The organism is Prescottella sp. R16 (assembly GCF_030656875.1).
GTDB lineage: Bacteria > Actinomycetota > Actinomycetes > Mycobacteriales > Mycobacteriaceae > Prescottella.
Genome location: NZ_CP130943.1, coordinates 1,751,644 through 1,775,567 on the forward strand (window position 1 = coordinate 1,751,644; position 23,924 = coordinate 1,775,567).

Below are 23,924 nucleotides of genomic sequence, written 5' to 3' on the forward strand. Positions count from 1 at the left end.
TTTGCGAGGGGCACAATTGGGGAAGGTGACGCACAGGTAACCTAAGCGCCACAGGCGCGCGAAATGCGGTCTGTGCACGTGAACAGTCCGAGCGGATGATGCGTGCGAAGGTCGCGTGTGAACAGACCGTGCGAACAGGTCGTGCGAACAGACAAGGAAGTCGATTCTCCAGTGTCAGACCAGAACGTAGTGGCGAAGACCGATGTAGTGCTCGTGGGTGCGGGCATCATGAGCGCAACGCTCGGCGCGATCCTGCGTCAGCTGCAGCCCGACTGGTCGATCACCACCTTCGAACGCCTCGACGCCGCTGCCGCCGAGAGCAGCGACCCGTGGAACAACGCGGGCACCGGCCACTCGGCGCTGTGCGAGCTCAACTACACCCCCGCGTCCGGGTCGGGTGTCGACATCACCAAGGCCGTCAACGTCAACGAGCAGTTCCAGGTGTCCCGCCAGTTCTGGTCGTATGCCGTCGACAATGGGATCCTCACCGACCCGTCCGAGTTCATCAACCCGATTCCGCACGTGAGCTTCGTGCACGGCGCCGACAACGTGAAGTACCTGCGCGCCCGCTACGACGCCCTCGCCGGCCACACCTTGTTCCCGGGTATGGAGTACTCCGAGTCCGAGGACTTCTTCACCGACCGGCTGCCGCTCATGGCCAAGGGCCGCGACTTCAGCGACCCGGTCGCCCTCAACTGGACCGAGACCGGCACCGACGTCGACTTCGGCGCCCTCACCAAGCAGCTGCTCGCACACGTCGGCGCGTCCGGCGGCCAGGTGTACTTCGGACACGAGGTCCGCAACCTCACCAAGCAGTCCGACGGCAGCTGGATCGTCACGGCCCGGAACCTGCGCACCGGCGTCACCAAGACCGTCAACGCCAAGTTCGTGTTCGTCGGCGCCGGCGGCGGTGCGCTGCACCTGCTGCAGAAGTCCGGCATCAAGGAGGCCAAGGGCTTCGGCGGTTTCCCGGTCAGCGGCCAGTTCCTGCGCTGCACCAACCCCGAACTCATCGCGCAGCACCGCGCCAAGGTGTACGGCAAGGCCGCCGTCGGCGCGCCCCCGATGTCGGTGCCGCACCTCGACACCCGCGTCATCAACGGCCGGCAGGGCCTGCTGTTCGGCCCGTACGCAGGCTGGTCGCCCAAGTTCCTCAAGAACGGCAAGGTCACCGACCTGCCCGGCTCGGTCAAGCCGAACAACCTCATGTCGATGCTCGGTGTCGGCGTCACCGAACTGGGCCTGACCAAATACCTCATCGGTGAGCTCATGCAGGGCCCGGCCGACCGTATCCGCACGCTGCGCGAGTTCGTGCCGCGCGCCACCGGCGGCGACTGGGAGCTCATCACCGCCGGCCAGCGCGTCCAGGTCATCCGCAAGAAGGGCAACGGCGGCGTCCTCGAATTCGGCACCGCCGTCGTCAACGCCGAGGACGGCACCGTCGCCGGCCTGCTCGGCGCGTCCCCGGGCGCATCCACCGCGGTGCCCGCGATGCTCGACGTCCTGAAGCGCTGCTTCCCGCGCGAGTTCGAGGCGTGGACCCCGAAGCTGCAGCAGATGGTGCCGTCGCTGGGCGTCAAGCTCGCCGACAACCCGGCCCTGTTCCAGGAAGTGTGGGACTGGAGCACCCGGTCCCTGCAGCTCGACGAGGCACCCGCGTCCACCCCGGCCCACGCGGCCCCCGTCGCGGCGACCGCGTCGGTCTGACCGGACACCACGTTTCACCCCGCTGCCGCGGCCCGGAATCCCGGGCCGCGGCAGTGTGCTGTCGTGAGCACGGTAAGGTGCTGCAACCGAAGAAACATCTGCGGGGAAGCCTGTGAGAACCAGGCGCGGTCCCGCCACTGTGAGGGCGTCGAATCGGATTCGCCCGAAGCCAGAATGCCGCGATGTTTCGTACCGCCAAGCTCTCGGCGCGGAGACCGAGGAGTGAAGGGATTCGATCGTTGCGTGACGTCCACGAGCCTGCAGGGTTCCCGTTCAGTGCCATCGTCGGTCAGGATCGGTTGCGGCTCGCGCTGACCCTGTGCGCCGTCCACCCCGGAATCGGGGGAGTGCTGGTGCGCGGCGAGAAGGGCACCGCCAAGTCCACCGTCGTGCGTGCGCTCACCGCGCTGCTCCCCGAGATCGAGAACGGCCGCCGCGCCCGCCTCGTGGAGCTGCCCGTCGGCGCCACCGAGGACCGGGTCGTCGGCTCCATCGACCTCGAGAAGGTGCTCCGCGACGGCGAACGCGCCTTCCAGCCCGGCCTCCTCGCCGACGCCCACCAGGGTGTGCTGTACGTCGACGAGGTCAACCTCCTGCACGACCACCTCGTGGACGTCCTCCTCGACGCCGCCGCGATGGGCCGCGTCCACGTCGAACGCGACGGCGTCTCGCACTCGCATCCGGCGAGGTTCGTGCTCGTCGGCACCATGAACCCCGAGGAAGGGGAGCTGCGCCCGCAGCTGCTCGACCGGTTCGGTCTCGCCGTCGACGTCGCCGCGTCCCGCGACGTGGACGTGCGCGTGGAGGTGGTGCGCCGCCGCCTCGACTACGAACGCGACCCCGACGCCTTCGCGGCCCGCTACGCCGACCGGGACGCCGACCTGGCCCGGCGCATCGCTGCCGCCCGAGCCGCCGTCGACGCCGTCGAACTCTCCGACACCGAACTGCGGCGGATCGCGTCGGTGTGCGCGTCGTTCGACGTCGAGGGCATGCGCGCCGACCTGGTGCTGGCCCGCACCGCCACCGCGCACGCCGCATGGCGCGGCGCGGACGCCGTCACCGAGGAGGACGTGCGGATCGCCGCGGAACTGACACTGCCGCACCGCCGCCGCCGCGACCCGTTCGACGAGCCCGGACTCGATCCGCAGCAGCTCGACGATGCGATGGACAAGGCCGACGAGGACGCCCGCACCCACTCCGACGACGAACCCGAACCGGATCCCGACCCGGACGGCCCGGGCGGTGGAGCGCCCGAGGACGACTCCGATGCCCCCGCTCCCGAACCGAAAAGTGGTGAGGATCAGCAGGATTCGCAGTCGCAGGGTTCGGGATCGGCGCCGCAGCAGCCGGCCGGTGCTCCCGGCCCGCAGTTCACGGCGCGGCTGCTCGAGATCCCCGGCGTCGGCGACGGAGCCCCCGGACGCCGCTCCCGGTCCCGGTCGACACGCGGTCGCACCGTCCGCGCCACCACCGAGCCCGGCACCGGTCTGCACCTGGTGGGCACCCTGTTCGCGGCCGCCGAACACCAGCGCGACCGTGGGCGCGTCACGGGTCCGATGCGCTTGGCGGGCACAGACATCCGTGGAGCGATCCGAGAGGGCCGCGAGGGCAACCTGGTGCTGTTCGTGGTCGACGCGTCCGGGTCGATGGCGGCCCGCGACCGGCTCACCGCCGTCACCGGCGCCGTCGTCTCGCTGCTGCGCGACGCCTACCAGCGCCGCGACAAGGTCGCCGTGGTCACGGTGCGCGGCACCACCGCCGAACTGGTGCTGCCGCCGACGTCGTCGGTGGACGTCGCAGTGCGGCGACTGCGGTCGATGACGACCGGGGGGAAGACCCCGCTCGCCGAGGGCTTCCTGCGGGCCCGTGAGGTGGTGCTGCGGGAGCGGATCCGTGACCCGAAGCGTCGCCCGCTGGTCGTGACCCTCACCGACGGCCGCGCCACCGGCGGCTCCGACGCTCTCCCGCGGGCCCGCCGGGCCGCGGCGATGCTCGCCGGGACCGGCGCCGCATCGATCGTCGTGGACTGCGAGACCGGCATGATCCGGCTCGGCCTGGCTGCCGAGTTGGCGCGCGACCTGCGCGGCGGGTGCGTGCGCCTGGCCGAACTGTCCGCGCAGCAGGTCGCCGGCGTCGTCCGCGCTGCCGCCTGAAACCTCCAGTACGAGACAAGGATTCGACATGCCTCAGGGTGTCCCCGAAAACGTGCCTGCCGACGGTCTGACCACCCGGCAGCGCCGCAACCAGCCGGTCCTGGCCGTGCACACCGGTCCCGGCAAGGGCAAGTCCACGGCCGCGTTCGGGATGGCGTTGCGCGCCTGGAACCAGGGCTTCGACATCGGTGTCTTCCAGTTCGTCAAGAGCGCCAAGTGGAAGGTCGGTGAGGAGGCCACGTTCCGCACGCTCGGCGAACTCCACGAGACCAGCGGTGTCGGTGGCGCCGTCAGCTGGCACAAGATGGGGGAGGGCTGGTCCTGGAGCCGCAAGGCCGGCACCGAGGAGGACCACGCCGCCGCCGCGCTCGAGGGCTGGCGGGAGATCACGCGCCGGCTCGAGGCGGAGACCCACCGCTTCTACGTGCTCGACGAGTTCACGTACCCGCTCAAGTGGGGCTGGGTGGACACCGACGAGGTCGTCGAGGTGCTCCGTAACCGTCCCGGCAACCAGCACGTCGTCGTCACCGGCCGCGACGCCCCGCAGGCCCTGATCGACGCCGCCGACCTGGTCACCGAGATGACGAAGATCAAGCATCCGATGGACGCGGGCCGCAAGGGCCAGCGCGGCATCGAATGGTGAGTGCTCCCGCCGTCGTCGTCGCCGCCCCCGCATCGGGCAGCGGCAAGACGACGATCGCCACGGGCCTCGTCGGCGCGTTGCGCGGGTCCGGCGACCGGGTGGCCCCGTTCAAGGTGGGCCCCGACTACATCGATCCCGGCTACCACGGGCTCGCCGCCGGCCGGCCCGGCCGCAACCTCGACACCGTCCTCGTCGGTGCCGAGCGGATCGGGCCGCTGTTCCGGCACGGCAGCGACGACGCCGACATCGCCGTCGTAGAGGGCGTCATGGGCCTGTTCGACGGCAAGATCGATCCGGAGTCGACGGCACCGTCCGCGGAGGGGTCGACGGCGTCGGTCGCAGCGGCGCTCGGCGCACCCGTGGTCCTGGTGATCGACGCGCGCGGCCACAGCCAGTCCCTGGCCGCCGTGCTGCACGGATTCTCGACGTACGACCCGGCGGTGCGGATCGGCGGCGTGATCCTCAACCGGGTCGGCAGCCCCCGGCACGAGGCCGTGCTGCGGCAGGCGTGCGAGCGGGTGGGGCTGCCCGTCCTCGGATCGGTGCCACGGATGGCGGAACTCGAGGTGCCGTCCCGGCATCTGGGGCTCGTGCCCGCCGTCGAACACGGCCGCGCCGCCGTCGCCGCCGTCGACGCGATGACGCAACTCGCTGCGGCGCACCTGGATCTGGACGCGATCCGGGCCCTCGCGTGTTCGTCCGTCGACGCCGACGCGTGGGATCCGGCGGCCGAGGTGGGTCCGACCCCGTCCGGTCCCCGGCCGGTGATCGCGCTCGCCGGGGGTGTCGCGTTCACGTTCGGGTACGCCGAACACCGGGAACTGCTCGAGGCCGCCGGCGCCGACGTCGTCACGTTCGACCCCCTGCACGACGAACTGCCGTCCGGCACCGCCGGTCTGGTACTGCCCGGCGGCTTCCCCGAGGAACACGCGGTGGCGTTGGCGTCGAACACCGGCCTGCGGAAACAGGTCCGCGACCTCGCGGCCGACGGCGCCCCGATCCACGCCGAGTGCGCGGGCCTGCTGTATCTGGCCCGCAGCCTCGACGGACACCCGATGGCCGGGGTCCTCGACGTCGACGCCCGCTTCGGGGCACGGCTCACCCTCGGCTACCGGGAGGCCGTCGCCGTCACCGACTCGGCCCTGTTCGACGCCGGAACCCGCGTCGCCGGACACGAATTCCACCGCACCGCACTGGACGTCGGCACCGCCGACGGGTTCGGGGCCGCGTGGGGCTGGCGGGCGTGGGATGCCGGCGCCACCCGCGAGGGTTTCGTCGGCGGACCCGCCGGCTCGGTGCACGCGTCGTACCTGCACACGCATCCGGCCGGGACCCCCGACGCGATCCGGCGATTCGTCGAGGCCGCCCGTGGCTGACCGGTGCGTCGGCGTCGGGGCGGGCTCCGCAGCGACCGCCGCCGACATCGTCACCGCCGTCCGGGCCGTGTGCGGCGGCACCGCCCCGGCGGTCCTGGCCACCCTGGACCGCAAGGCTGCACTCCCGGCGTTCACCGCCGCGGCCGCGGAACTCGGCGCGACTCTTCTCGGCTATCCGGCCGAACAGTTGGCCGCCGTCCCCGTCCCGCACCCGTCCGCGCACACCGCCGACACCGTCGGCACCCCCAGCGTCGCCGAGGCCGCCGCCGTCCTCGCCGCCGGCGGGGGCCCGCTGACCGCGTCGAAGCAGGTGGTGAACGGCGTGACCGTCGCGGTCAGTAGAGTTTCAGGGCCTGCCCGTCGGGTGGTCCGATCGATCGAGAAGAACGGGGAGACGAGAGTGTCTGCTTCCGCCGGTACCGAATCCAGCTACCTGGTCGGGCTCGACCTCAGAGGCCGTCGTGTCGTGGTCGTCGGCGGCGGCAGCGTCGCCCAGCGCAGGCTCGGCCTGCTGGTCGCGTCCGGCGCGGCCGTGCACGTCGTCGGCCGCGAGATCACCCCCGCGATCGAGGGCATGGTGACGGCCGGGCAGATCACCGCCGACCTGCGCAACTACCGTGACGGCGACCTCGACGGCGCCTGGTACGCGATCGCGTGCACCGACGAACCGGCCACCAACGCCGCCGTCGTCGCCGAGGCCGACCGCCACCGCATCTTCTGCGTCCGCGCCGACAGCGCCCGCGACGGCAGCGCCGTCACCCCGGCCACCGGTACGTTCGACGGCCTCGACATCGGGGTCCTCGCCCGCGGCGCGCACCGCCGGTCGGCGGCCGTCCGCACCGCCCTGATCGAGGCCCTGCAGGCCGGCACCGTCACCGACACCGACGAGGCCCCGGCCGCCGGGGTCGCGCTCGTCGGCGGCGGCCCCGGCGACCCCGACCTCATCACCGTGCGCGGCCGGCGGCTCCTCGCCCGCGCCGACGTCGTCGTCGTCGACCGGCTCGCCCCGCCGGAACTGCTCGCCGAACTCGGCCCGCACGTCGAGGTGGTCGACGCCGCCAAGATCCCGTACGGCCGCGCGATGGCGCAGGAGGCGATCAACGCGGCCCTGGTCGACGGGGCGAAGGCCGGCAAGTTCGTCGTCCGGCTCAAGGGCGGCGACCCGTACGTGTTCGGCCGCGGCTTCGAGGAACTCGAGGCCTGCGCAGAGGCCGGTATCCCCGTCACCGTGGTCCCCGGCATCACGAGCGCCATCTCGGTTCCGTCCGCGGCCGGGATCCCCGTCACGCACCGCGGCGTCACCCACGAATTCGTCGTCGTCTCCGGGCACGTCGCGCCCGGACATCCGTCGTCGCTCACCGACTGGGCGGCGCTCGCCCGGCTGCGCGGCACGATCGTCGTGCTCATGGGAGTCGAGCGGATCGAACAGATCGCCGCGGCCCTCCTCGACGGCGGCCGCCCCGCCGACACCCCGGTCACCGTGATCCAGGAGGGCACGCTGCGCACCCAGCGGGTGCTGCGCGCCGACCTGGCGACCGTCGCCGCCCGCCTCCGGGAGGCGGAGATCCGGCCGCCCGCGATCATCGTGATCGGCACAGTGGCCGGGTTTTCCCCGAACGGTCGGTAACGTGAAGTCTCGTGTCTGACTCCACCGTCGTGAAGTACCCCGTGACCACGAGGGCGTTCGGCCTCGCCATCATCGTCCTGAGCGGTATGCAACTGATGATGGTGCTCGACGGCACCGTCGCGTCCCTCGCCCTCGCGAAGATCCAGGAAGATCTCGGGCTGAGCGACGCCGGACGCAACTGGGTGATCACGTCGTACGCGCTCACCTTCGGTGGCCTCATGCTGCTCGGCGGCCGGCTCGGCGATGCATTCGGTCGCAAACGTGTGTTCGTCGGCGGTGTCGCCCTGTTCACGATCGCGTCGCTGCTGTGCGGGATCGCCGCGAACGAGGGCACCCTCGTCGCGGCCCGCGCACTGCAGGGCGTCGGCGCGGCCATCGCATCACCCACCGCGCTGGCCCTGGTCGCCACGACGTTCGCGCCCGGCCCGGTCCGCAACCAGGCCATCGCGATCTTCGCGGCCATGACCGGTATCGGCTCGGTCACCGGGCTCATCATCGGCGGCGCCCTCACCGAGGTGTCGTGGCGGTGGATCTTCCTCATCAACGTGCCCATCGGACTGGTGATCCTGGTGCTGGCGTTCCGGGCGCTCGCCGAGACCGGCACCGAACGGCTCACCCTCGACGTGCCCGGCGCGGTCCTCGCGACCCTCGGCTGCACCGCCGTCGTGTTCGGATTCACCGAGGGCCCCGAGATGGGCTGGACCAGCCCGCTGGTCCTCGCCGGACTGATCGGCGGTCTCGCGTTGCTCGCCGCGTTCCTCGTCGTCGAGCGGCGTGCCGCCAACCCGCTGCTGCCGTTCTCGCTGTTCCGGAACCGCAGCCGCGTCGCCACGTTCGTCTCCCTCGCCCTCGTCGGCATGGTGATGTTCTCGCTCGCCCCGTTCGTGGCCCTGTTCGTCCAGGACGTCCTCGGCTACACGCCGCTGCGTGCCGGGCTGGCGTTCGTGCCGTTCGCGTTCGGGCTCGGCGCCGCCGCGTTCGTCGCCTCCAAACTGGCCGTCAAGGTGCAGGCCCGCTGGCTCGTCGTCGCCGGCACCGTCCTCACCACGATCGGCCTGTTGTACGGGTCGACGCTCGACATGTCCGCCACCTATGTCGGCAACCTGTTCGTGCTCGTCGTCGGGGTCGGCTTCGGTGTCGGCCTCGCCGTCGTGCCGCTGCCGCTGTGCGCCATCGCCGGCGTCGGCCCCCACGAGATCGGCCCCCTCACCGCCATCGCACAGGTCGCGCAGGTCCTGTTCGGGCCCGTCGGACTCGCGATCGTCGGCGCCATGGCCACCTCGAAGACCCTGTCGGAAGGCGGCGTGTCCGGGGTGTCCGTCACCCACATGACACCCGAACAACTGTCCGCCCTCAGTGAGGGCTACACCTTCGCCCTCCTCGGCTGTGCGATCCTCGCGGCCCTCGCCGCCGTGGCCGCCCTGTTCGTGCGCTTCACCCCCGCCCAGGTCGCGCAGGCGCAGGAAGCGGAGAAGGCCGCACAGGCGGCCTGAGCCCGAAGTGTCGTGATTCGCGGCGGATCGTCCTGATGCGGACCGGGAAGTCCGGGAAGATCACCGTCGCGCGGCGGCCGGGGACGCCGGCCAGGGTGTGCGACGGGCGCCACCGGCGGTCCCTCAGGTCAGGATGATCAACTCCGAGTCCGACGCGATCTCCACCCGCAGGCCCGCCTTCGCCGCCACGCGGGCGACGGCCTTGATGTCGGACGGTTCGGCGCGGGTGACGGTGAGGGCGCGGGCGAGCAGGCCCTTGTGGTGCTTGTTGAAATGGCTGACGACCTTGCGGGAGCCGTCGGGCTGTTCGGTGAGGACCGTGGCGATCATTGCGCCGGGCACCGGGCCGAGCTGCTGGTAGGTGCCCGAGCGCAGATCGACGACGAGTCCGCCGTCCGCCTCGGTGAGCAGTGCAGCGGTGAGTTCCGGCTTCCACAGGGCCTGCAGGGTGCCGAATCCGGGGAGTTTCGATCCGCCGGAGAGGCGGTAGGCGGGGATCGGGTCACCTGACCGCACCGCGCCGAACAGTGCCGACCCCATCGCCAGCCGCCGGTACGCCTTCTCCCGCTGCACCTTCGTGAACGACGGCGCATCGAGGGCGTCGAAAAGCACACCCGTGTACCGCTCGAGCGCCGGCCGGGTGGGGGACACCCACAGCTTCGCGTTGCGTTCGATCTCGTCGGCCTGCTTCGGGCCGAGCCCCAGCGCCAGATTCGACGCCTCGGTGTCGGCGGCGAGCTCGACGAGCGCCGTCGCGAGCATCTCGCGGGTCTCCGTCAACTGCGGCATCGACAACTCGCCCAGATCGAGCGGCGCACCCGCACCGCCGTCGGATTTGGTCTCGGAAGGGGGAAGCAGCACCAGCACGGTCGCCAACCGTACCGGGACTGCCGCTGCGGACGCCGCGCCGACTATCCTGGTCCCTCGTGATCACCCGCATGTCGCACCTGTTCCTCCGTACGCTCCGCGACGACCCGGCCGACGCCGAGGTCGCCAGCCACAAGTTGCTGGTTCGCGCCGGCTACGTGCGGCGCATCGCGCCGGGCATCTACTCGTGGCTGCCACTGGGGCTGAAGGTGCTGCGTGAGGTCGAGCGGGTGGTCCGTGAGGAGATGAACGCGATCGGCGCGCAGGAGATCCACCTGCCGGCGCTGCTGCCGCGCGACCCGTACGAGACGTCGAACCGGTGGACCGAATACGGCCCCAACCTGTTCCGGCTGCAGGACCGCAAGGGCAACGACATGATGCTCGGTCCGACCCACGAGGAGATGTTCGCGCTCACCGTCAAGGGCGAATACAACTCGTACAAGGACTTCCCGGTCACCCTGTACCAGGTGCAGACCAAGTACCGCGACGAGGAGCGCCCCCGCGCCGGCATCCTGCGCGGCCGCGAGTTCGTCATGAAGGACTCGTACAGCTTCGACCTCACCGACGAGGGCCTCGCCGAGTCCTACAAGGCACACCGCGACGCCTACGAGCGGATCTTCGCGCGTCTCGGCGTCACGTACGTGATCGTGTCCGCGACGTCGGGTGCGATGGGTGGCAGCGCCTCGGAGGAGTTCCTGGCCGAGTCCGAGATCGGTGAGGACACCTACGTCCGCTGCGTCGAGTCCGGCTACGCCGCCAACGTCGAGGCCGTGAAGACACTCGCACCGGCGCCGATCCCGTTCGACGGGCTGCCGGCCGCCGAGGTGCGCGACACTCCCGGCACCGAGACCATCGACACCCTCGTCGAGTGGGCCAACGGCGCCGACCTGGGCAGGACCGTCACCGCCGCGGACACGCTGAAGAACATCATGGTGAAGACCCGGGTGCCCGGCGGCGAGTGGGAACTGCTCGCGATCGGTGTCCCCGGCGACCGTGAGGTGGACGAGAAGCGCCTCGAGGCCGCGCTCGAGCCGGCCGAGTACGTGCTCGTCACCGAGACCGATTTCAAGAACAATCCGTTCCTCGTCAAGGGCTACATCGGTCCGAAGGCGCTGCAGGAGAACGGTGTCCGCTACCTCGTCGACCCGCGCGTGGTGGACGGCACCAGCTGGATCACCGGCGCCGACGAGGAAGGCAAGCACTACGTGGGTCTGGTCGCGGGCCGCGACTTCACCCCGGACGGCACCATCGAGGCCGCCGAGGTGCGCGACGGCGACCCGTCGCCCGACGGCGCCGGCCCGCTCGTGGCGGCGCGTGGCATCGAGATCGGTCACGTGTTCCAGTTGGGCCGCAAGTACACCGACGCGTTCGAGGTGAACGTGCTCGGCGAGAACGGCAAGCCGGTGCGTCCCACGATGGGCTCGTACGGTGTCGGCGTATCGCGGCTGGTCGCGGTCATCGCCGAGCAGCACCACGACGACAAGGGCCTGCGCTGGCCCGCCGAGGTCGCCCCGTTCGCGGTGCACCTGGTGATCGCCAACAAGGACGACGCCGCCCGCGAGGGCGCCGAGGCACTGGCCGCGGAACTCGACAAGGCCGGCATCGAGGTCCTGTTCGACGACCGCAAGGCGTCGCCCGGCGTGAAGTTCAAGGACTCCGAACTGATCGGGGTCCCGCTCGTCGTGGTCGTCGGCCGCGGCTACGCCGACGGCAAGGTGGAGCTGCGCGACCGCTTCACCGGCGAGTCCCGCGAGATTCCCGCCGACGGTGCGCTCGCCGAGATCGTGGCGGCCGTCCGCGGCTGAGCCTGTCGAGGGGTGTGGGGAGTCGTCGTAGGCTCGGGGCATGGCTGACACCGAACGCGGGCTCTGGGCCGACGTCGACAACTATCTCGCCGACACCCTCATCGGGGACGACCCGGCAGCTGCGGCGGCACTCGCCGCGAATGCTGCCGCCGCGCTGCCGCCGATCGACGTGGCCCCGGTGCAGGGCAAGTTCCTGCATCTGCTGGCCCGGATGATCGGGGCGACGCGGGTACTCGAGATCGGCACCCTCGGCGGCTACAGCACCTTGTGGTTGGCCCGCGCCGTCGGCGACACCGGCCGGGTCGTGACCCTCGAATACGAGCCTGCCCACGCGGGTGTCGCCCGCACCAATCTCGACCGCGCCGGCGTCGGCGACCGGGTCGACATCCGGGTCGGTGCGGCCCTCGACACCCTGCCCGGCGTCGAGGCCGACGGGGTCGGCCCGTTCGACCTGGTGTTCGTCGACGCCGACAAGGTCAACAACTCCGAGTACGTGCGGTGGGCGCTGCGGCTGTCCCGCCCGGGCACCGTCGTCGTGATCGACAACGTCGTCCGCGGTGGTGGAGTGTCGAACCCGGACCTGGACGACGAGACCGTCCGAGCGAGTCGCGCGGTGCTCGGGCTGCTCGCCGCCGAACCCCGGATCGATGCGACCGCATTGCAGACCGTCGGCGCCAAGGGCTGGGACGGGTTCGCGCTCGCTCTCGTCACCGAGTGAGCCCGGGGGCCGGGCGGCGGGTGCTGATCGACGCCGGGACCGCACGGCGTCGACGGTCTCGGGGACAGTGGACAGCCGAGACCGGTCGGTTCACATCCGGACCCGGAAACGGCTGTCGCGCAGATTCTTCGGTGGTCCCGGCAGTGTCCGGGCGGCATCGATCTGTTGTGCCTGGGTCCGCTGACGAACGTCGCGGCGGCCCTCGGCCGTGACCCCGGCCTGCTCACCCGGTTCCGGTCCGTAACCGTGATGGGTGGGATGGGCGCGGCCGACCGGCGTGTACAGGTCGCCGTCGAGCAGCCGTCGTTCCTGGCCAAGGGCGACACGAACACCGCGCACGATCCGGCGGCGACGGCGCGGGTTGCCGCGGCACCCGGCCCGGTGACCTGGGTGGGCATGGACGTCACCGCCCGCCTGCAGATCCCGTGGGCCGACCTCGAGGAGCGGGCCGCAGAGTCGGTGACCGCCCGGTTCGTGCGGGCGATCACCGCGAACTACCAGGTGCACTGCACTCGTACGTACGGTGCGGAGCGGCCGATGTTCACCAGCCACGACAGTGTCGCGGCCGCGGTGCTGCTCGAACCGGCGATCGTACGGGGGAGCAGCACAGTGGTCGGCCGCGTCGACCACGACGAGATGGGGTGGGCGAGCCTGTGGGGGCACCGGCCGGGTTCCGAGATCCCCCGGCACCGCGTCGTCACCGACCTCGACTACGCCGTCGTCCGGGAATTCGTCGAACGAGCCCTGGTGGCGTCGTAGCATCGGGGACATGACCGATCCGACCGTGCGCGTGCTGGTCTACAGCAGTGACGCTGCGACGCGGGCCGCGGTGACGGGTGCCCTCGGCCCGCGCCCGCATCCGGACGCACCCGTTCTCGAGTTCGTCGAGGTCGCGACGGAGCCGATGGTGATCCGCACGATGGATGCCGGGGGGATCGGACTGGCGATCCTCGACGGGGAGGCGGCACCGGCCGGCGGTATGGGTATCGCGAAACAGTTACGGGACGAACTGGACGTCTGTCCGCCGATCGTGGTGCTGACCGGACGCGCCGACGACCGTTGGCTCGCGGACTGGTCACGGGCCGACGCCGTGGTGCAGCATCCGATATCGCCGTTTCTGCTGGCTGAGGCCGTCGTCGGGCTGCTGTGCCGTTCCTGACCGGCCGTTCCTGAGTACCCGACACGCGAAAGACTCGCCCGCAGAACCGAACCCATATGCCGCACGTCTCCCGTACGGTGAGTTCTAGATCACATTCCGCTGGACGGAGGTGCCGTGAACGCGTACGTACCGATTCTCGTGCTCGGCGGCATCGCCGTGGCCTTCGCGGTGTTCTCGGTGGCCGTGGCGTCGCTGGTGGGTCCGCAGCGTCCGGGGCGCGCGAAACTCGAGGCGTACGAGTGCGGAATCGAACCGCTCCCGTCGTCGCCGACCGGCCGGGCCGGGGGCCGCCGCATCCCGATCAAGTACTACCTGACGGCGATGCTGTTCATCGTTTTCGACATCGAGATCGTCTTCCTCTACCCGTGGGCCGTGCATTTCGACGCGCTCGGGGCGTTCGGACTGGCCGTGATGGCGGTGTTCGTGTTCAACGTGGCGGTCGCCTACGTGTACGAGTGGCGGCGCGGGGGATTGAGCTGGGACTAGGCAGTTTTCGCGCGAGCAGGAGGTGGTGTCGACATGGGTCTCGAGGAGAAGGTTCCGGGCGGTTTCCTGCTGAGCACCGTGGAGACCGTCGCCGGGTACGCCCGTAAGGGGTCGTTGTGGCCGGCGACGTTCGGTCTCGCGTGCTGTGCGATCGAGATGATGGCGACCACGTCCGGGCGGTTCGATCTGGCCCGGTTCGGGATGGAGGCGTTCCGGGCGTCGCCGCGGCAGGCCGATCTGATGATCGTCGCGGGCCGGGTCAGTCAGAAGATGGCGCCGGTCCTGCGCCAGGTGTACGACCAGATGGTCGAGCCGAAATGGGTGCTGGCGATGGGGGTGTGCGCGTCGTCGGGCGGCATGTTCGGCAACTACGCGGTGGTGCAGGGCGTCGACCACGTCGTCCCCGTCGACATCTACCTGCCGGGCTGTCCGCCGCGGCCGGAGATGCTGCTGTACTCGATCCTGAAGCTGCACGAGAAGATCGCGGCCATGCCGCTCGGCGTCAACCGTGAGGAGGCGGTGCGGGCCGCGGAGGCTGCCGCGCTCGCCGCCCGGCCGACGACGTCCTCCGTCGATCTCGGGATGCCCGGAGGGACAGTGCTGCGATGACCGACGAGCACACCGGTGCGGGACCGGACCCGGAGGCGACGGCCGGACCGGAGGGCACGGTGCCGCCCGTCCCGGTGGCGGGCGGCGGCGAGATGATCGGCCTGCGGCAGGGCATGTTCGGGGTCGTCGGCACCGGCGACACGTCCGGGTACGGGCGGTTGGTGCGGCCGGTGACGCTGCCCGGGGTGACACCCCGTCCGTACGGGGGCTGGTTCGACGAGGCCGTGGACGCGCTCGCGGACGTGCTCGGTGGGCCGGCGGCGTTCGACGAGGCCGTCGAGGCCGTCGTCGTGTTCCGCGGCGAACTGACGTTGTATGTGCGCCGCGACCACCTGCCGGCCGTGGCGCGGGCCCTGCGCGACGGCGCGGGCCTGCAGTTCACGCTGTGCCTCGGGGTGAGCGGCGTGCACTACCCGCACGACCACGGCCGGGAACTGCACGCGGTGTACCCGCTGATGTCGATGACGTCCGGCCGGAGGCTGCGGCTCGAGGTGGCCGTCCCCGACGCGGACCCGCACGTGCCGACGCTGTTCCGGGTGTATCCGACGACCGACTGGCACGAGCGGGAGACGTACGACTTCTTCGGCCTCGTGTTCGACGGCCATCCGTCGCTCACCCGGATCGAGATGCCCGACGACTGGGAAGGGCACCCGCAGCGCAAGGACTACCCGCTCGGCGGGGTGCCCGTCCAGTACAAGGGGGCGACGGTACCGCCACCGGACGAGAGGAGGGGCTACCAGTGACCGAGACGCCGGCGACCGAGTACACCGTCACCGGGCAGGACTGGGACGACCTCGTCGACGCCGCGGGCGCCGCGCACGAGGCCGGTGCCGAACGCATCGTCGTCAACATGGGACCGCAGCATCCGTCGACGCACGGGGTGCTGCGGCTGATCCTCGAGATCGAGGGCGAGACGGTGACCGAGGCGCGGTGCGGAGTCGGCTACCTGCACACCGGGATCGAGAAGAACCTCGAGTACCGCAACTGGACGCAGGGCGTCACGTTCGTCACCCGGATGGACTATCTGTCGCCGTTCTTCAACGAGGTCGGCTACTGCCTGGCCGTCGAGAAGCTCCTCGACATCACCGACCGGGTGCCCGAGCGGGCGACGGTGGTGCGGGTGCTGCTCATGGAACTCAACCGGATCGCATCGCACCTGGTGGCCCTGGCCACCGGCGGTATGGAGCTCGGGGCGATCACCCCGATGCTGTTCGGGTTCCGGGACCGCGAGCCGATCCTCGACGTGTTCGAGACGATCACCGGGCTGCGGATGAACCACGCGTACATCCGCCCCGGCGGGCTCGTCGCCGACCTGCCCGACGGGGCCGTCGAGCAGGTGCGGGCGCTGCTGGACCTGCTGCCGGGCCGGATCCGGGACATCGAGGACCTGCTCACCGAGAATCCGATCTGGAAGGCCCGCACTCAGGACGTGGGGTATCTCGACGTCGCCGGCTGCACGGCGCTGGGGGTGACGGGGCCGATCCTGCGTGCCACCGGGACACCGCTGGACGTGCGCCGCTCCGACCCGTACTGCGGATACGAGGACTACGACTTCGACGTGGTGACCGCCACCGGATCCGACTGCTACGCCCGCTATCTCGTGCGGGTGCGGGAGATGGCGGAGTCGCTGCGGATCGTCCGGCAGTGCGTCGACCGGTTGCGGCCGGGCCCGGTGATGGTGGCGGACGAGAAGATCGCGTGGCCCGCACAGCTGGCGCTCGGACCGGACGGGCTCGGGAACTCGCTCGACCACATCCGGCACATCATGGGCACGTCGATGGAAGCCCTGATCCACCACTTCAAGATCGTCACCGAGGGTTTCCGGGTGCCGCCCGGCCAGGTGTACGTGCCGGTGGAATCGCCGCGCGGCGAACTGGGGGTGCACGTGGTCAGCGACGGCGGCACCCGCCCCTACCGGGTGCACTACCGGGACCCGTCGTTCACGAACCTGCAGGCCGTCGCCGCAATGTGCGAGGGCGGGATGGTGGCCGACGTGATCGCGTCCGTCGCGAGTATCGACCCGGTGATGGGAGGAGTGGACCGATGAGCGAATCATCCACCGCCGGACCGGTGTTCGTCGACCTCGGACCGCGGCCGCACGAGCGTCCGGTGTACCCGCCGGACGTGGCGGCACGACTGTCGGCCGACGCCGACGCGATCGTCGCCCGCTACCGGACGGACCGGCCGGGGGCGCAGCGCTCGGCGCTGCTGCCGCTGCTGCACCTCGTGCAGGCGGAGGAGGGGTACGTCTCGCCGACCGGAATCGAGTTCTGTGCAACGAGGTTGGGGCTCACGGTCGCCGACGTGACCGCGGTCGCCACGTTCTACACGATGTACCGGCGCGAGCCCACCGGCACACACCACGTGGGGGTGTGCACCAACAGCCTGTGCGCGGTGTTGGGCGGCGACGCGATCCACGCCGCGCTGTGCGCGCACCTGGGTGTGCAGGACGGCGGCACCACCGGGGACGGGTCGGTGACGCTCGAGCACATCGAGTGCAACGCGGCCTGTGATTTCGCGCCGGTGCTGACGGTGGACTGGGAGTTCTTCGACGACCAGACCCCCGAGTCGGCGATCGCGGTGGTCGACGCGCTGCGGGAGGGGCGGCCCGTGACCCCGAGCCGGGGTGCGCAGCTGCGCACGTTCCGGGACACGGCCCGGCTGCTCGCGGGATTCGACGACCCCCGGCCGGACGCGGTCGATGCGGGTGGCGGCGGCGGGGAACCGACCGTCGCCGGGCTGCGGACCGGCTCGCCCGAACTGGCCCCGGTGCTGAGCCGGTACTGGGACGAGCCGGAGTCGTGGACGCTGGACACCTACCACCGGCACGACGGCTATGCGGGCCTGCGGGCCGCGCTGCGGACGAACCCGGACGAGGTGATCGCGACGGTGAAGGAGGCGGGGCTGCGCGGCCGCGGCGGCGCCGGGTTCCCGACCGGCATGAAGTGGTCGTACATTCCGCAGGATCCGGCGAACGACACGGCCGCGAAACCGCACTATCTCGTCGTCAACGCCGACGAGTCGGAGCCGGGCACGTGCAAGGACATTCCGCTGATGTACGCGACCCCGCACGCGCTGGTCGAGGGCGTGGTCATCGCTGCCTACGCGATCCGGGCGTCGCGCGCGTACATCTACGTGCGCGGTGAGGTGGTCCCGGTGCTGCGTCGGCTGCGGGCCGCGGTCGCCGAGGCGTACGACGCCGGCTACGTGGGCCGGGACATCCTCGGCTCCGGGTTCGACCTCGACATCGTCGTGCACGCGGGGGCCGGCGCCTACATCTGCGGCGAGGAGACGGCCCTGCTCGACTCGCTCGAGGGCCGGCGCGGGCAGCCCCGGTTGCGGCCGCCGTTCCCGGCGGTCGCGGGCCTGTACGCGTGCCCGACGGTGGTCAACAACGTCGAGTCCATCGCCAGCGTGCCACCGATCATCGCCCGCGGCGCCGAATGGTTCCGCAGCATGGGCAGCGAGGCGTCGCCCGGGTTCACGCTGTACTCGCTGTCCGGGCACGTGCGCCGGCCGGGTCAGTACGAGGCGCCGATGGGAATCACGTTGCGGCAGTTGCTCGACCTCGCGGGCGGGGTACGCCCCGGGCACACCCTCAAGTTCTGGACACCGGGCGGGTCGTCGACGCCGATCCTCACCCCCGAGCACCTCGACGTGCCCCTCGACTACGAAAACGTGGCCGGAGCAGGGTCCATGCTGGGCACCAAGGCGCTGCAGATCTTCGACGACACGACGTGCGTCGTGCGGGTGGTGTCGCGGTGGACGCGGTTCTACGCGCACGAGTCGTGTGGCAAGTGCACGCCGTGCCGGGAGGGCACCTACTGGCTGCAGCAGATCTACGAGCGGCTCGAACGCGGCGCCGGAACCCGCGCCGACCTCGACAAGCTCCTCGACATCTCCGACTCGATCCTCGGGCGCGCGTTCTGCGCCCTGGGTGACGGTGCGACGAGCCCGATCACGTCGTCCCTGAAGTACTTCCGCGACGAGTACGTCGCGCACCTCGACGGCGGCGGATGTCCGTTCGATCCGGACGAGTCGCGGCGGGACACAGTGGACGGAGGCTCACGATGACCGTGCACGCGGGGGTCGACGCGTCCGGACAGCCGGTCCCGACGGACCGGGTGACGCTCACGATCGACGGCATCGAGGTGACGGTGCCCAAGGGGACACTGGTGATCCGCGCCGCCGAGGGCATCGGCATCCAGATCCCGCGATTCTGCGACCACCCGCTGCTCGACCCGGTCGGTGCCTGCCGGCAGTGCCTCGTCGACGTCGAGGGGCAGCGCAAACCGCTGGCGTCGTGCACGGCCGTCGCGACCGACGGCATGGTGGTCCGCACCCAGGTGACCTCCGCTGTCGCCGAACGGGCCCAGCGCGGCAACATGGAACTGCTGCTGATCAACCATCCGCTCGACTGCCCGATGTGCGACAAGGGCGGCGAGTGCCCGCTGCAGAACCAGGCGATGTCGAGCGGGCAGGGCGAGACCCGGTTCGAAGACGTCAAACGCACGTTCCCCAAACCGATTCCACTGTCCACCGAGGTGCTGCTCGACCGGGAACGGTGCATCCTGTGCGCCCGCTGCACCCGCTTCACGAAACAGATCGCGGGCGACGAACTGATCGACTTCCTCGAACGCGGCGCCGGGCAACAGGTGGGGATCGGGGCGGGAGAGCCGTTCGACTCGTACTTCTCCGGCAACACCGTGCAGATCTGCCCCGTCGGCGCGTTGACCGGCACCGCCTACCGGTTCCGGGCCCGCCCGTTCGACCTCGTGTCCAGCCCGAGTGTCTGCGAACACTGCGCCGGCGGCTGCGCGCAACGCACCGACCACCGCCGCGGCACCGTCCTGCGCCGACTCGCCGGCGACGACCCGCAGGTCAACGAGGAATGGAACTGCGACAAGGGCCGCTGGGCGTTCACATACGCCACCGCACCGGACCGGCTCACCACCCCGCTCGTGCGGAACGACACCGGCGAACTGGTGCCGACGTCGTGGCCGCACGCGCTCGCGGTCGCGGCCCGCGGACTCGCGTCCGCCGGTGGCTGCGGGGTGCTCACCGGAGGCCGGCTCACCGTCGAGGACGCGTACACGTACGCCAAGTTCGCGCGAACCGTGCTCGGCACCAACGACATCGACTTCCGCTCCCGCGCACACTCGACCGAGGAGGCGGCGTTCCTCGCAGCGCGGGTGGCGGGACGGATCCTCGGCGCGGTACCGGACCCGGTCACCTACGACGACCTCGAGCACGCCCCCGCGGTGCTGCTGGTGGCGTGCGAACCCGAGGACGAGTCGCCGATGGTGCTGCTGCGGCTCCGCAAGGCCGTCTGCGACCGGGGCACCGTCGTCCTGTCGGTCGCCCCGTTCGCGTCCCGCGGACTCGCCAAGATCGACGGGCGTCTACTGCAGGCGGTGCCCGGCGGCGAACCGGCCGTTCTCGACGACCTCGCCACCTCCGACTTCCTCCGCGCCCCCGGTTCGGTGATCGTGGTCGGGGAACGCGCGGCCGACAGCCCCGGCACCCTGTCCGCGGTCACGCGGCTCGCCGACGCGTCCGGCGCCCGCATCGCCTGGATACCGCGCCGGGCCGGGGACCGCGGCGCACTCGAGGTGGGTGCGGTACCGATGCTGCTGCCCGGCGGGCGCCCCGCCGCCGACCCGACCGCACGCCGCGAGGTCGAAACCCTGTGGGGCACCGCGCTGCCGACGGCTGCGGGCCGGGACACCGCAGGCATCCTCGATGCGGTCCGCAACGGCGAGATCGGCGGCCTCCTCGTCGGCGGCGTCGACGTCGACGACCTGCCCGACCCGGCGGCCGCGGACGCGGCCCTCGACGCGGCCCGGTTCGTGGTGAGCCTCGAGATACGGCGCAGCAGTGTCACCGATCGCGCCGACGTCGTGCTGCCGGTGGCCGCGGTCGCCGAGAAGTCGGGCGCCTACCTGGACTGGGAGGGCCGGGTCCGGCCGTTCGAGACCGCCCTGCGCGACACCGGAACACTGTCCGACGGGCAGGTACTCGATGCCCTCGCGGCCGCGGCCGGCACCCCGCTGGGTCTGCCGGACCCGGACGCCGCCCGCGCCGAGATCGGCCGGCTCGGCACGTGGGCCGGGGAGCGGCCACCGGGCCCGGACACGGCGGCGGCCCCGGTGACCGATCCGGGGCCGGGGGAAGCGGTGCTCGCGTCGTGGCGGCTGCTGCTCGACGCCGGACGCATGCAGGACGACGAACCCCACCTGGCGGGGACCGCGCGGACGCCGGTGGTGCGACTGTCCGCCGACCGGGCCGCGGAACTCGCTGTCCGCGACGGCGACCCGGTGACGGTCGAGACCGGTCGCGGTACGGTCACGCTGCCGGTGGCGGTGACGGATCTGCCGTACCGCGTGGTGTGGCTGCCGCGGAACTCGCCCGGCTCGGCCGTGCACCGGACGCTCGCCGCCCGGCCGGGGGACGTCGTGCGGGTGCGCCGCGCAACGGGGGAGGTACCGCGATGACCGCCGTATCCACCGTTGTGTTCGCCGCCGCCGACCTGTCGATGTTCGGCCGCGACCCGTGGTGGCTGGTGATCGTGAAGGCACTCGCGATCTTCGTGTTCCTCGTGCTCACGGTGCTGCTCGCGATCTATGCGGAACGAAAGATCCTGGCGTTCATGCAGATGCGGATCGGCCCGGACCGGGTCGGGCCGCGCGGCCTGCTGCAGACCCTCGCCGACGGCATCAAACTGGCCCTCAAGGAGGGCATCGTCCCGTCCGGGGTGGAGAAGCCGATCTACCTGCTGGCGCCGATCATCGCGACCGTTCCCGCGTTCATGGCGTTCGCGGTGATCCCGTTCGGCCCGCAGGTGTCGGTGTTCGGCACCCGGACGCCGCTGCAGCTGACGGATCTGCCGGTCGCGGTGCTCTACCTCCTCGCGATCTCGTCGGTGGGCGTGTACGGCATCGTGCTCGCCGGCTGGTCCTCGGGCTCGACGTATCCGCTGCTCGGCGGTATCCGGTCGACTGCGCAGGTGATCTCGTACGAGATCGCGATGGGACTGACGTTCGCGGCCGTCTTCCTCTACGCCGGCACGATGTCCACGTCGGGAATCGTTGCCGCACAGGACAGCACGTGGTACGTGTTCCTGCTGCTGCCGTCGTTCCTGATCTACCTGACCGCGATGGTCGGCGAAACCAACCGGGCCCCGTTCGACCTGCCCGAGGCCGAAGGCGAACTGGTCGGCGGCTTCCACACCGAGTACTCGTCGCTGCGGTTCGCGATGTTCATGCTCGCCGAGTACGTGAACATGACGACGGTCTCCGCGCTCGCGGCCACGATGTTCCTCGGCGGCTGGCACGCCCCGTGGCCGCTGAGCCTGTGGTCCGGCGCGAACAGTGGATGGTGGCCACTGCTGTGGTTCGTCGTGAAGGTGTGGCTGCTGCTGTTCGTGTTCATCTGGTTGCGCGCCACCCTGCCGCGGCTGCGGTACGACCAGTTCATGAACCTCGGCTGGAAGGTCCTCATCCCCGCCGCCGTCGCATGGGTGCTGGTGGTCGCCGCCGCCCGCGTCCTGCACGACGACGGCCGCCCCGTGCCCGCCGCGATCCTGCACATCGCCGGGATGCTCGCCGTGCTGGTGGTGCTCGTACGGGCACCACGCCTCTCTCGTCAGCAGAAGGAGGAAGCCGATGTCTGATTTCCTCGATTCGGTCGCCGGATTCGGTGTGACCTTCCGGTCGATGTTCCGGGAGCCGGTCACCGAGTTCTACCCCGAACAGAAGACACCGACCGCGCCGCGCTACCACGGCCGGCACCAACTCAACCGGCACCCGGACGGTCTCGAGAAGTGCATCGGCTGCGAACTGTGCGCGTGGGCGTGCCCCGCGGACGCGATCTACGTCGAGGGCGCCGACAACACCGAGGAGGAGCGCTATTCGCCGGGCGAACGGTACGGGCGGGTCTACCAGATCAACTACCTGCGGTGCATCGGCTGCGGACTGTGCATCGAGGCCTGCCCGACGCGGGCGTTGACGATGACGAACGAGTACGAGATGGCCGACGACAACCGCACCGACCTCATCTACGAGAAGGACCGGCTCCTCGCCCCACTCGAACCGGGTATGGAGCCGCCGCCGCACCCGATGGCGCCGGGCGCCACCGAGCAGGACTACTACCGTGGGCAGGTGACGTAGATGATCGAGCCGCACACGGCACTGCTCGCCGCCGACGTCCTCACCCGCACGTCCACCGGTGAAGCCGTGCAGTTCTGGATCCTCGGGACGGTCGCCGTCCTCGGCGCCCTCGGGGTGGTGTGCGCGCCGAAGGCCGTCTACTCCGCGATCTTCCTGGCCACCACCATGATCGTGCTCGCGGTGCTGTACATCGCGCAGGGGGCACTGTTCCTCGGCGTCGTGCAGGTCGTCGTCTACACCGGCGCGGTGATGATGCTGTTCCTGTTCGTGCTCATGCTCGTCGGCGTCGACTCGTCCGACTCGCTGGTGGAAACCCTGCGCGGACAACGCATCGCCGCCGCCGTCACCGGTGTCGGCTTCGGGCTGCTCCTCGTCGGCGCCCTCGGCAACGCGACTCTCGGCGTGATCCGCGACGGCACCGTCGGTTTCGTCGGCCTCGACGCCGCGAACGAGGGCGGCAACGTCGAGGGCCTCGCCGAGATCGTGTTCGTCCGCTACGTGTGGGTGTTCGAGCTGACCGGTGCGCTGCTCGTCACCGCCACGATCGGCGCGATGATCCTCGCGCACCGGGAACGGTTCGAGCCGCGCCGCACCCAGCGAGAACTCTCGCAGCAACGCTTCCGGGACTGGGCGTCCGGCGACGTCGACCGGGTCACCCCGCTCCCGAGCCCCGGCGTGTACGCGCGCAGCAACGCCGTCGACATGCCCGCCCGCCGCGCCGACGGCACCCTCGCCCGCGACTCGGTCGCCGCGATCCTCGAACCGCGGGACGTGCCCCCGCCCGGGGGCCTTCCGGATCGGGGGGAGGAGCGGTGAACCCCGCGAACTACCTGTACCTGTCGGTGCTCCTGTTCACGATCGGTGCCGCCGGAGTGCTGTTGCGACGCAACGCGATCGTCGTGTTCATGTGCATCGAGCTGATGCTCAACGCCGCCAATCTGGCGTTCGTCACGTTCGCTCGCATGCACGGCCGGCTCGACGGCCAGGTGTTCGCGTTCTTCACGATGGTCGTCGCCGCGGCCGAGGTCGTCGTCGGTCTCGCGATCATCATGACCATCTTCCGCACCCGCCGGTCGGCCTCGGTCGACGACGCGAATCTGCTCGAGTACTGAC

Annotated in this window: 20 protein-coding genes, 2 pseudogenes and 1 riboswitch; of the genes and pseudogenes, 21 read left to right on the forward strand and 1 reads right to left on the reverse strand. The window is 70.9% G+C overall.

The genetic code is table 11. The features are described 5' to 3' along the window. The first annotated feature begins 171 nt into the window (after window positions 1–171). The 7 genes and pseudogenes from mqo to Q5696_RS08300 all read left to right on the forward strand — a co-directional run bounded on the left by mqo (window position 172) and on the right by Q5696_RS08300 (window position 8,999). Window positions 172–1,707, forward strand: a complete 1,536-nt coding sequence (mqo, locus tag Q5696_RS08270) for a malate dehydrogenase (quinone) (RefSeq protein ID WP_305094705.1) — start codon at window positions 172–174, stop codon at window positions 1,705–1,707. A 103-nt stretch (window positions 1,708–1,810) separates the two neighbouring features. After that, a riboswitch (cobalamin riboswitch) is annotated at window positions 1,811–1,924 on the forward strand. A gap of 22 nt (window positions 1,925–1,946) precedes the next feature. Next, on the forward strand, window positions 1,947–3,860 hold the full coding sequence (locus Q5696_RS08275) for a VWA domain-containing protein (protein WP_305094706.1): 1,914 nt from the start codon (window positions 1,947–1,949) through the stop codon (window positions 3,858–3,860). A gap of 28 nt (window positions 3,861–3,888) precedes the next feature. Beyond that, the gene (gene cobO, locus Q5696_RS08280; protein WP_305094707.1) at window positions 3,889–4,503 is read left to right on the forward strand and encodes a cob(I)yrinic acid a,c-diamide adenosyltransferase; all 615 of its coding nucleotides are present in this window, start codon (window positions 3,889–3,891) and stop codon (window positions 4,501–4,503) included. After that, entirely contained in the window at window positions 4,497–5,879 is a 1,383-nt protein-coding gene (locus Q5696_RS08285; protein ID WP_305094708.1) for a cobyrinic acid a,c-diamide synthase CobB, read from the forward strand. The genes cobO and Q5696_RS08285 overlap by 7 nt, the downstream gene beginning before the upstream one ends. Beyond that, a pseudogene (locus Q5696_RS08290) lies at window positions 5,872–6,204 on the forward strand (cobalamin biosynthesis protein); the annotation flags it as partial. The gene Q5696_RS08285 and the pseudogene Q5696_RS08290, both read left to right, overlap by 8 nt. Before the next feature lie 75 nt (window positions 6,205–6,279). After that, window positions 6,280–7,506, forward strand: coding sequence for a uroporphyrinogen-III C-methyltransferase (gene cobA, locus Q5696_RS08295; protein ID WP_305095184.1), 1,227 nt, complete (start codon window positions 6,280–6,282; stop codon window positions 7,504–7,506). 86 nt (window positions 7,507–7,592) lie between these two features. Beyond that, window positions 7,593–8,999 carry an MFS transporter gene (locus Q5696_RS08300; protein WP_305095185.1) on the forward strand — a complete coding sequence of 469 codons (1,407 nt, stop codon included), beginning with the start codon at window positions 7,593–7,595 and terminating at the stop codon, window positions 8,997–8,999. 123 nt (window positions 9,000–9,122) lie between these two features. Here the strand turns inward: Q5696_RS08300 and yaaA are convergent, their stop codons facing one another. After that, complete coding sequence (yaaA, locus tag Q5696_RS08305) at window positions 9,123–9,866, reverse strand: peroxide stress protein YaaA (RefSeq protein WP_305094709.1); 744 nt, start codon at window positions 9,864–9,866, stop codon at window positions 9,123–9,125. A gap of 59 nt (window positions 9,867–9,925) precedes the next feature. Between yaaA and Q5696_RS08310 the strand changes: the two genes are divergently transcribed. The 14 genes and pseudogenes from Q5696_RS08310 to nuoK all read left to right on the forward strand — a co-directional run bounded on the left by Q5696_RS08310 (window position 9,926) and on the right by nuoK (window position 23,923). Next, complete coding sequence (locus Q5696_RS08310) at window positions 9,926–11,671, forward strand: proline--tRNA ligase (RefSeq protein ID WP_305094710.1); 1,746 nt, start codon at window positions 9,926–9,928, stop codon at window positions 11,669–11,671. Window positions 11,672–11,711: 40 nt separating this feature from the next. Then, window positions 11,712–12,389, forward strand: a complete 678-nt coding sequence (locus tag Q5696_RS08315) for an O-methyltransferase (RefSeq protein ID WP_305094711.1) — start codon at window positions 11,712–11,714, stop codon at window positions 12,387–12,389. A 51-nt stretch (window positions 12,390–12,440) separates the two neighbouring features. Then, window positions 12,441–13,148: pseudogene (locus tag Q5696_RS08320) on the forward strand (nucleoside hydrolase); the annotation flags it as partial. A gap of 10 nt (window positions 13,149–13,158) precedes the next feature. After that, on the forward strand, window positions 13,159–13,548 hold the full coding sequence (locus tag Q5696_RS08325; RefSeq protein WP_305094712.1) for a hypothetical protein: 390 nt from the start codon (window positions 13,159–13,161) through the stop codon (window positions 13,546–13,548). A 114-nt stretch (window positions 13,549–13,662) separates the two neighbouring features. After that, window positions 13,663–14,034 (forward strand): NADH-quinone oxidoreductase subunit A, encoded by a 372-nt coding sequence (locus Q5696_RS08330; RefSeq protein ID WP_305094713.1) that lies wholly within the window; start codon window positions 13,663–13,665, stop codon window positions 14,032–14,034. Between the two features lie 33 nt (window positions 14,035–14,067). After that, complete coding sequence (locus Q5696_RS08335; protein ID WP_305094714.1) at window positions 14,068–14,643, forward strand: NuoB/complex I 20 kDa subunit family protein; 576 nt, start codon at window positions 14,068–14,070, stop codon at window positions 14,641–14,643. Further along, entirely contained in the window at window positions 14,640–15,386 is a 747-nt protein-coding gene (locus tag Q5696_RS08340) for an NADH-quinone oxidoreductase subunit C (protein ID WP_305094715.1), read from the forward strand. Before Q5696_RS08335 ends, Q5696_RS08340 begins: the two co-directional genes overlap by 4 nt. After that, a complete protein-coding gene (locus Q5696_RS08345) occupies window positions 15,383–16,690 on the forward strand; it encodes an NADH-quinone oxidoreductase subunit D (protein ID WP_305094716.1) in 1,308 nt (435 codons plus the stop codon). Before Q5696_RS08340 ends, Q5696_RS08345 begins: the two co-directional genes overlap by 4 nt. Then, window positions 16,687–18,717: an NADH-quinone oxidoreductase subunit NuoF gene (gene nuoF, locus Q5696_RS08350; RefSeq protein WP_305094717.1), complete on the forward strand. Its 2,031-nt coding sequence runs from the start codon at window positions 16,687–16,689 to the stop codon at window positions 18,715–18,717. Before Q5696_RS08345 ends, nuoF begins: the two co-directional genes overlap by 4 nt. After that, window positions 18,714–21,137, forward strand: coding sequence for an NADH-quinone oxidoreductase subunit G (locus Q5696_RS08355; protein WP_305094718.1), 2,424 nt, complete (start codon window positions 18,714–18,716; stop codon window positions 21,135–21,137). The genes nuoF and Q5696_RS08355 overlap by 4 nt, the downstream gene beginning before the upstream one ends. Beyond that, complete coding sequence (gene nuoH / locus Q5696_RS08360; RefSeq protein ID WP_305094719.1) at window positions 21,134–22,315, forward strand: NADH-quinone oxidoreductase subunit NuoH; 1,182 nt, start codon at window positions 21,134–21,136, stop codon at window positions 22,313–22,315. Before Q5696_RS08355 ends, nuoH begins: the two co-directional genes overlap by 4 nt. Then, window positions 22,308–22,811 carry an NADH-quinone oxidoreductase subunit NuoI gene (nuoI, locus tag Q5696_RS08365; protein ID WP_305094720.1) on the forward strand — a complete coding sequence of 168 codons (504 nt, stop codon included), beginning with the start codon at window positions 22,308–22,310 and terminating at the stop codon, window positions 22,809–22,811. Before nuoH ends, nuoI begins: the two co-directional genes overlap by 8 nt. After that, a complete protein-coding gene (locus Q5696_RS08370; RefSeq protein WP_305094721.1) occupies window positions 22,812–23,627 on the forward strand; it encodes an NADH-quinone oxidoreductase subunit J in 816 nt (271 codons plus the stop codon). It begins immediately after the preceding gene. Then, on the forward strand, window positions 23,624–23,923 hold the full coding sequence (gene nuoK, locus Q5696_RS08375) for an NADH-quinone oxidoreductase subunit NuoK (protein ID WP_305094722.1): 300 nt from the start codon (window positions 23,624–23,626) through the stop codon (window positions 23,921–23,923). The genes Q5696_RS08370 and nuoK overlap by 4 nt, the downstream gene beginning before the upstream one ends. Window position 23,924 lies beyond the last annotated feature (1 nt).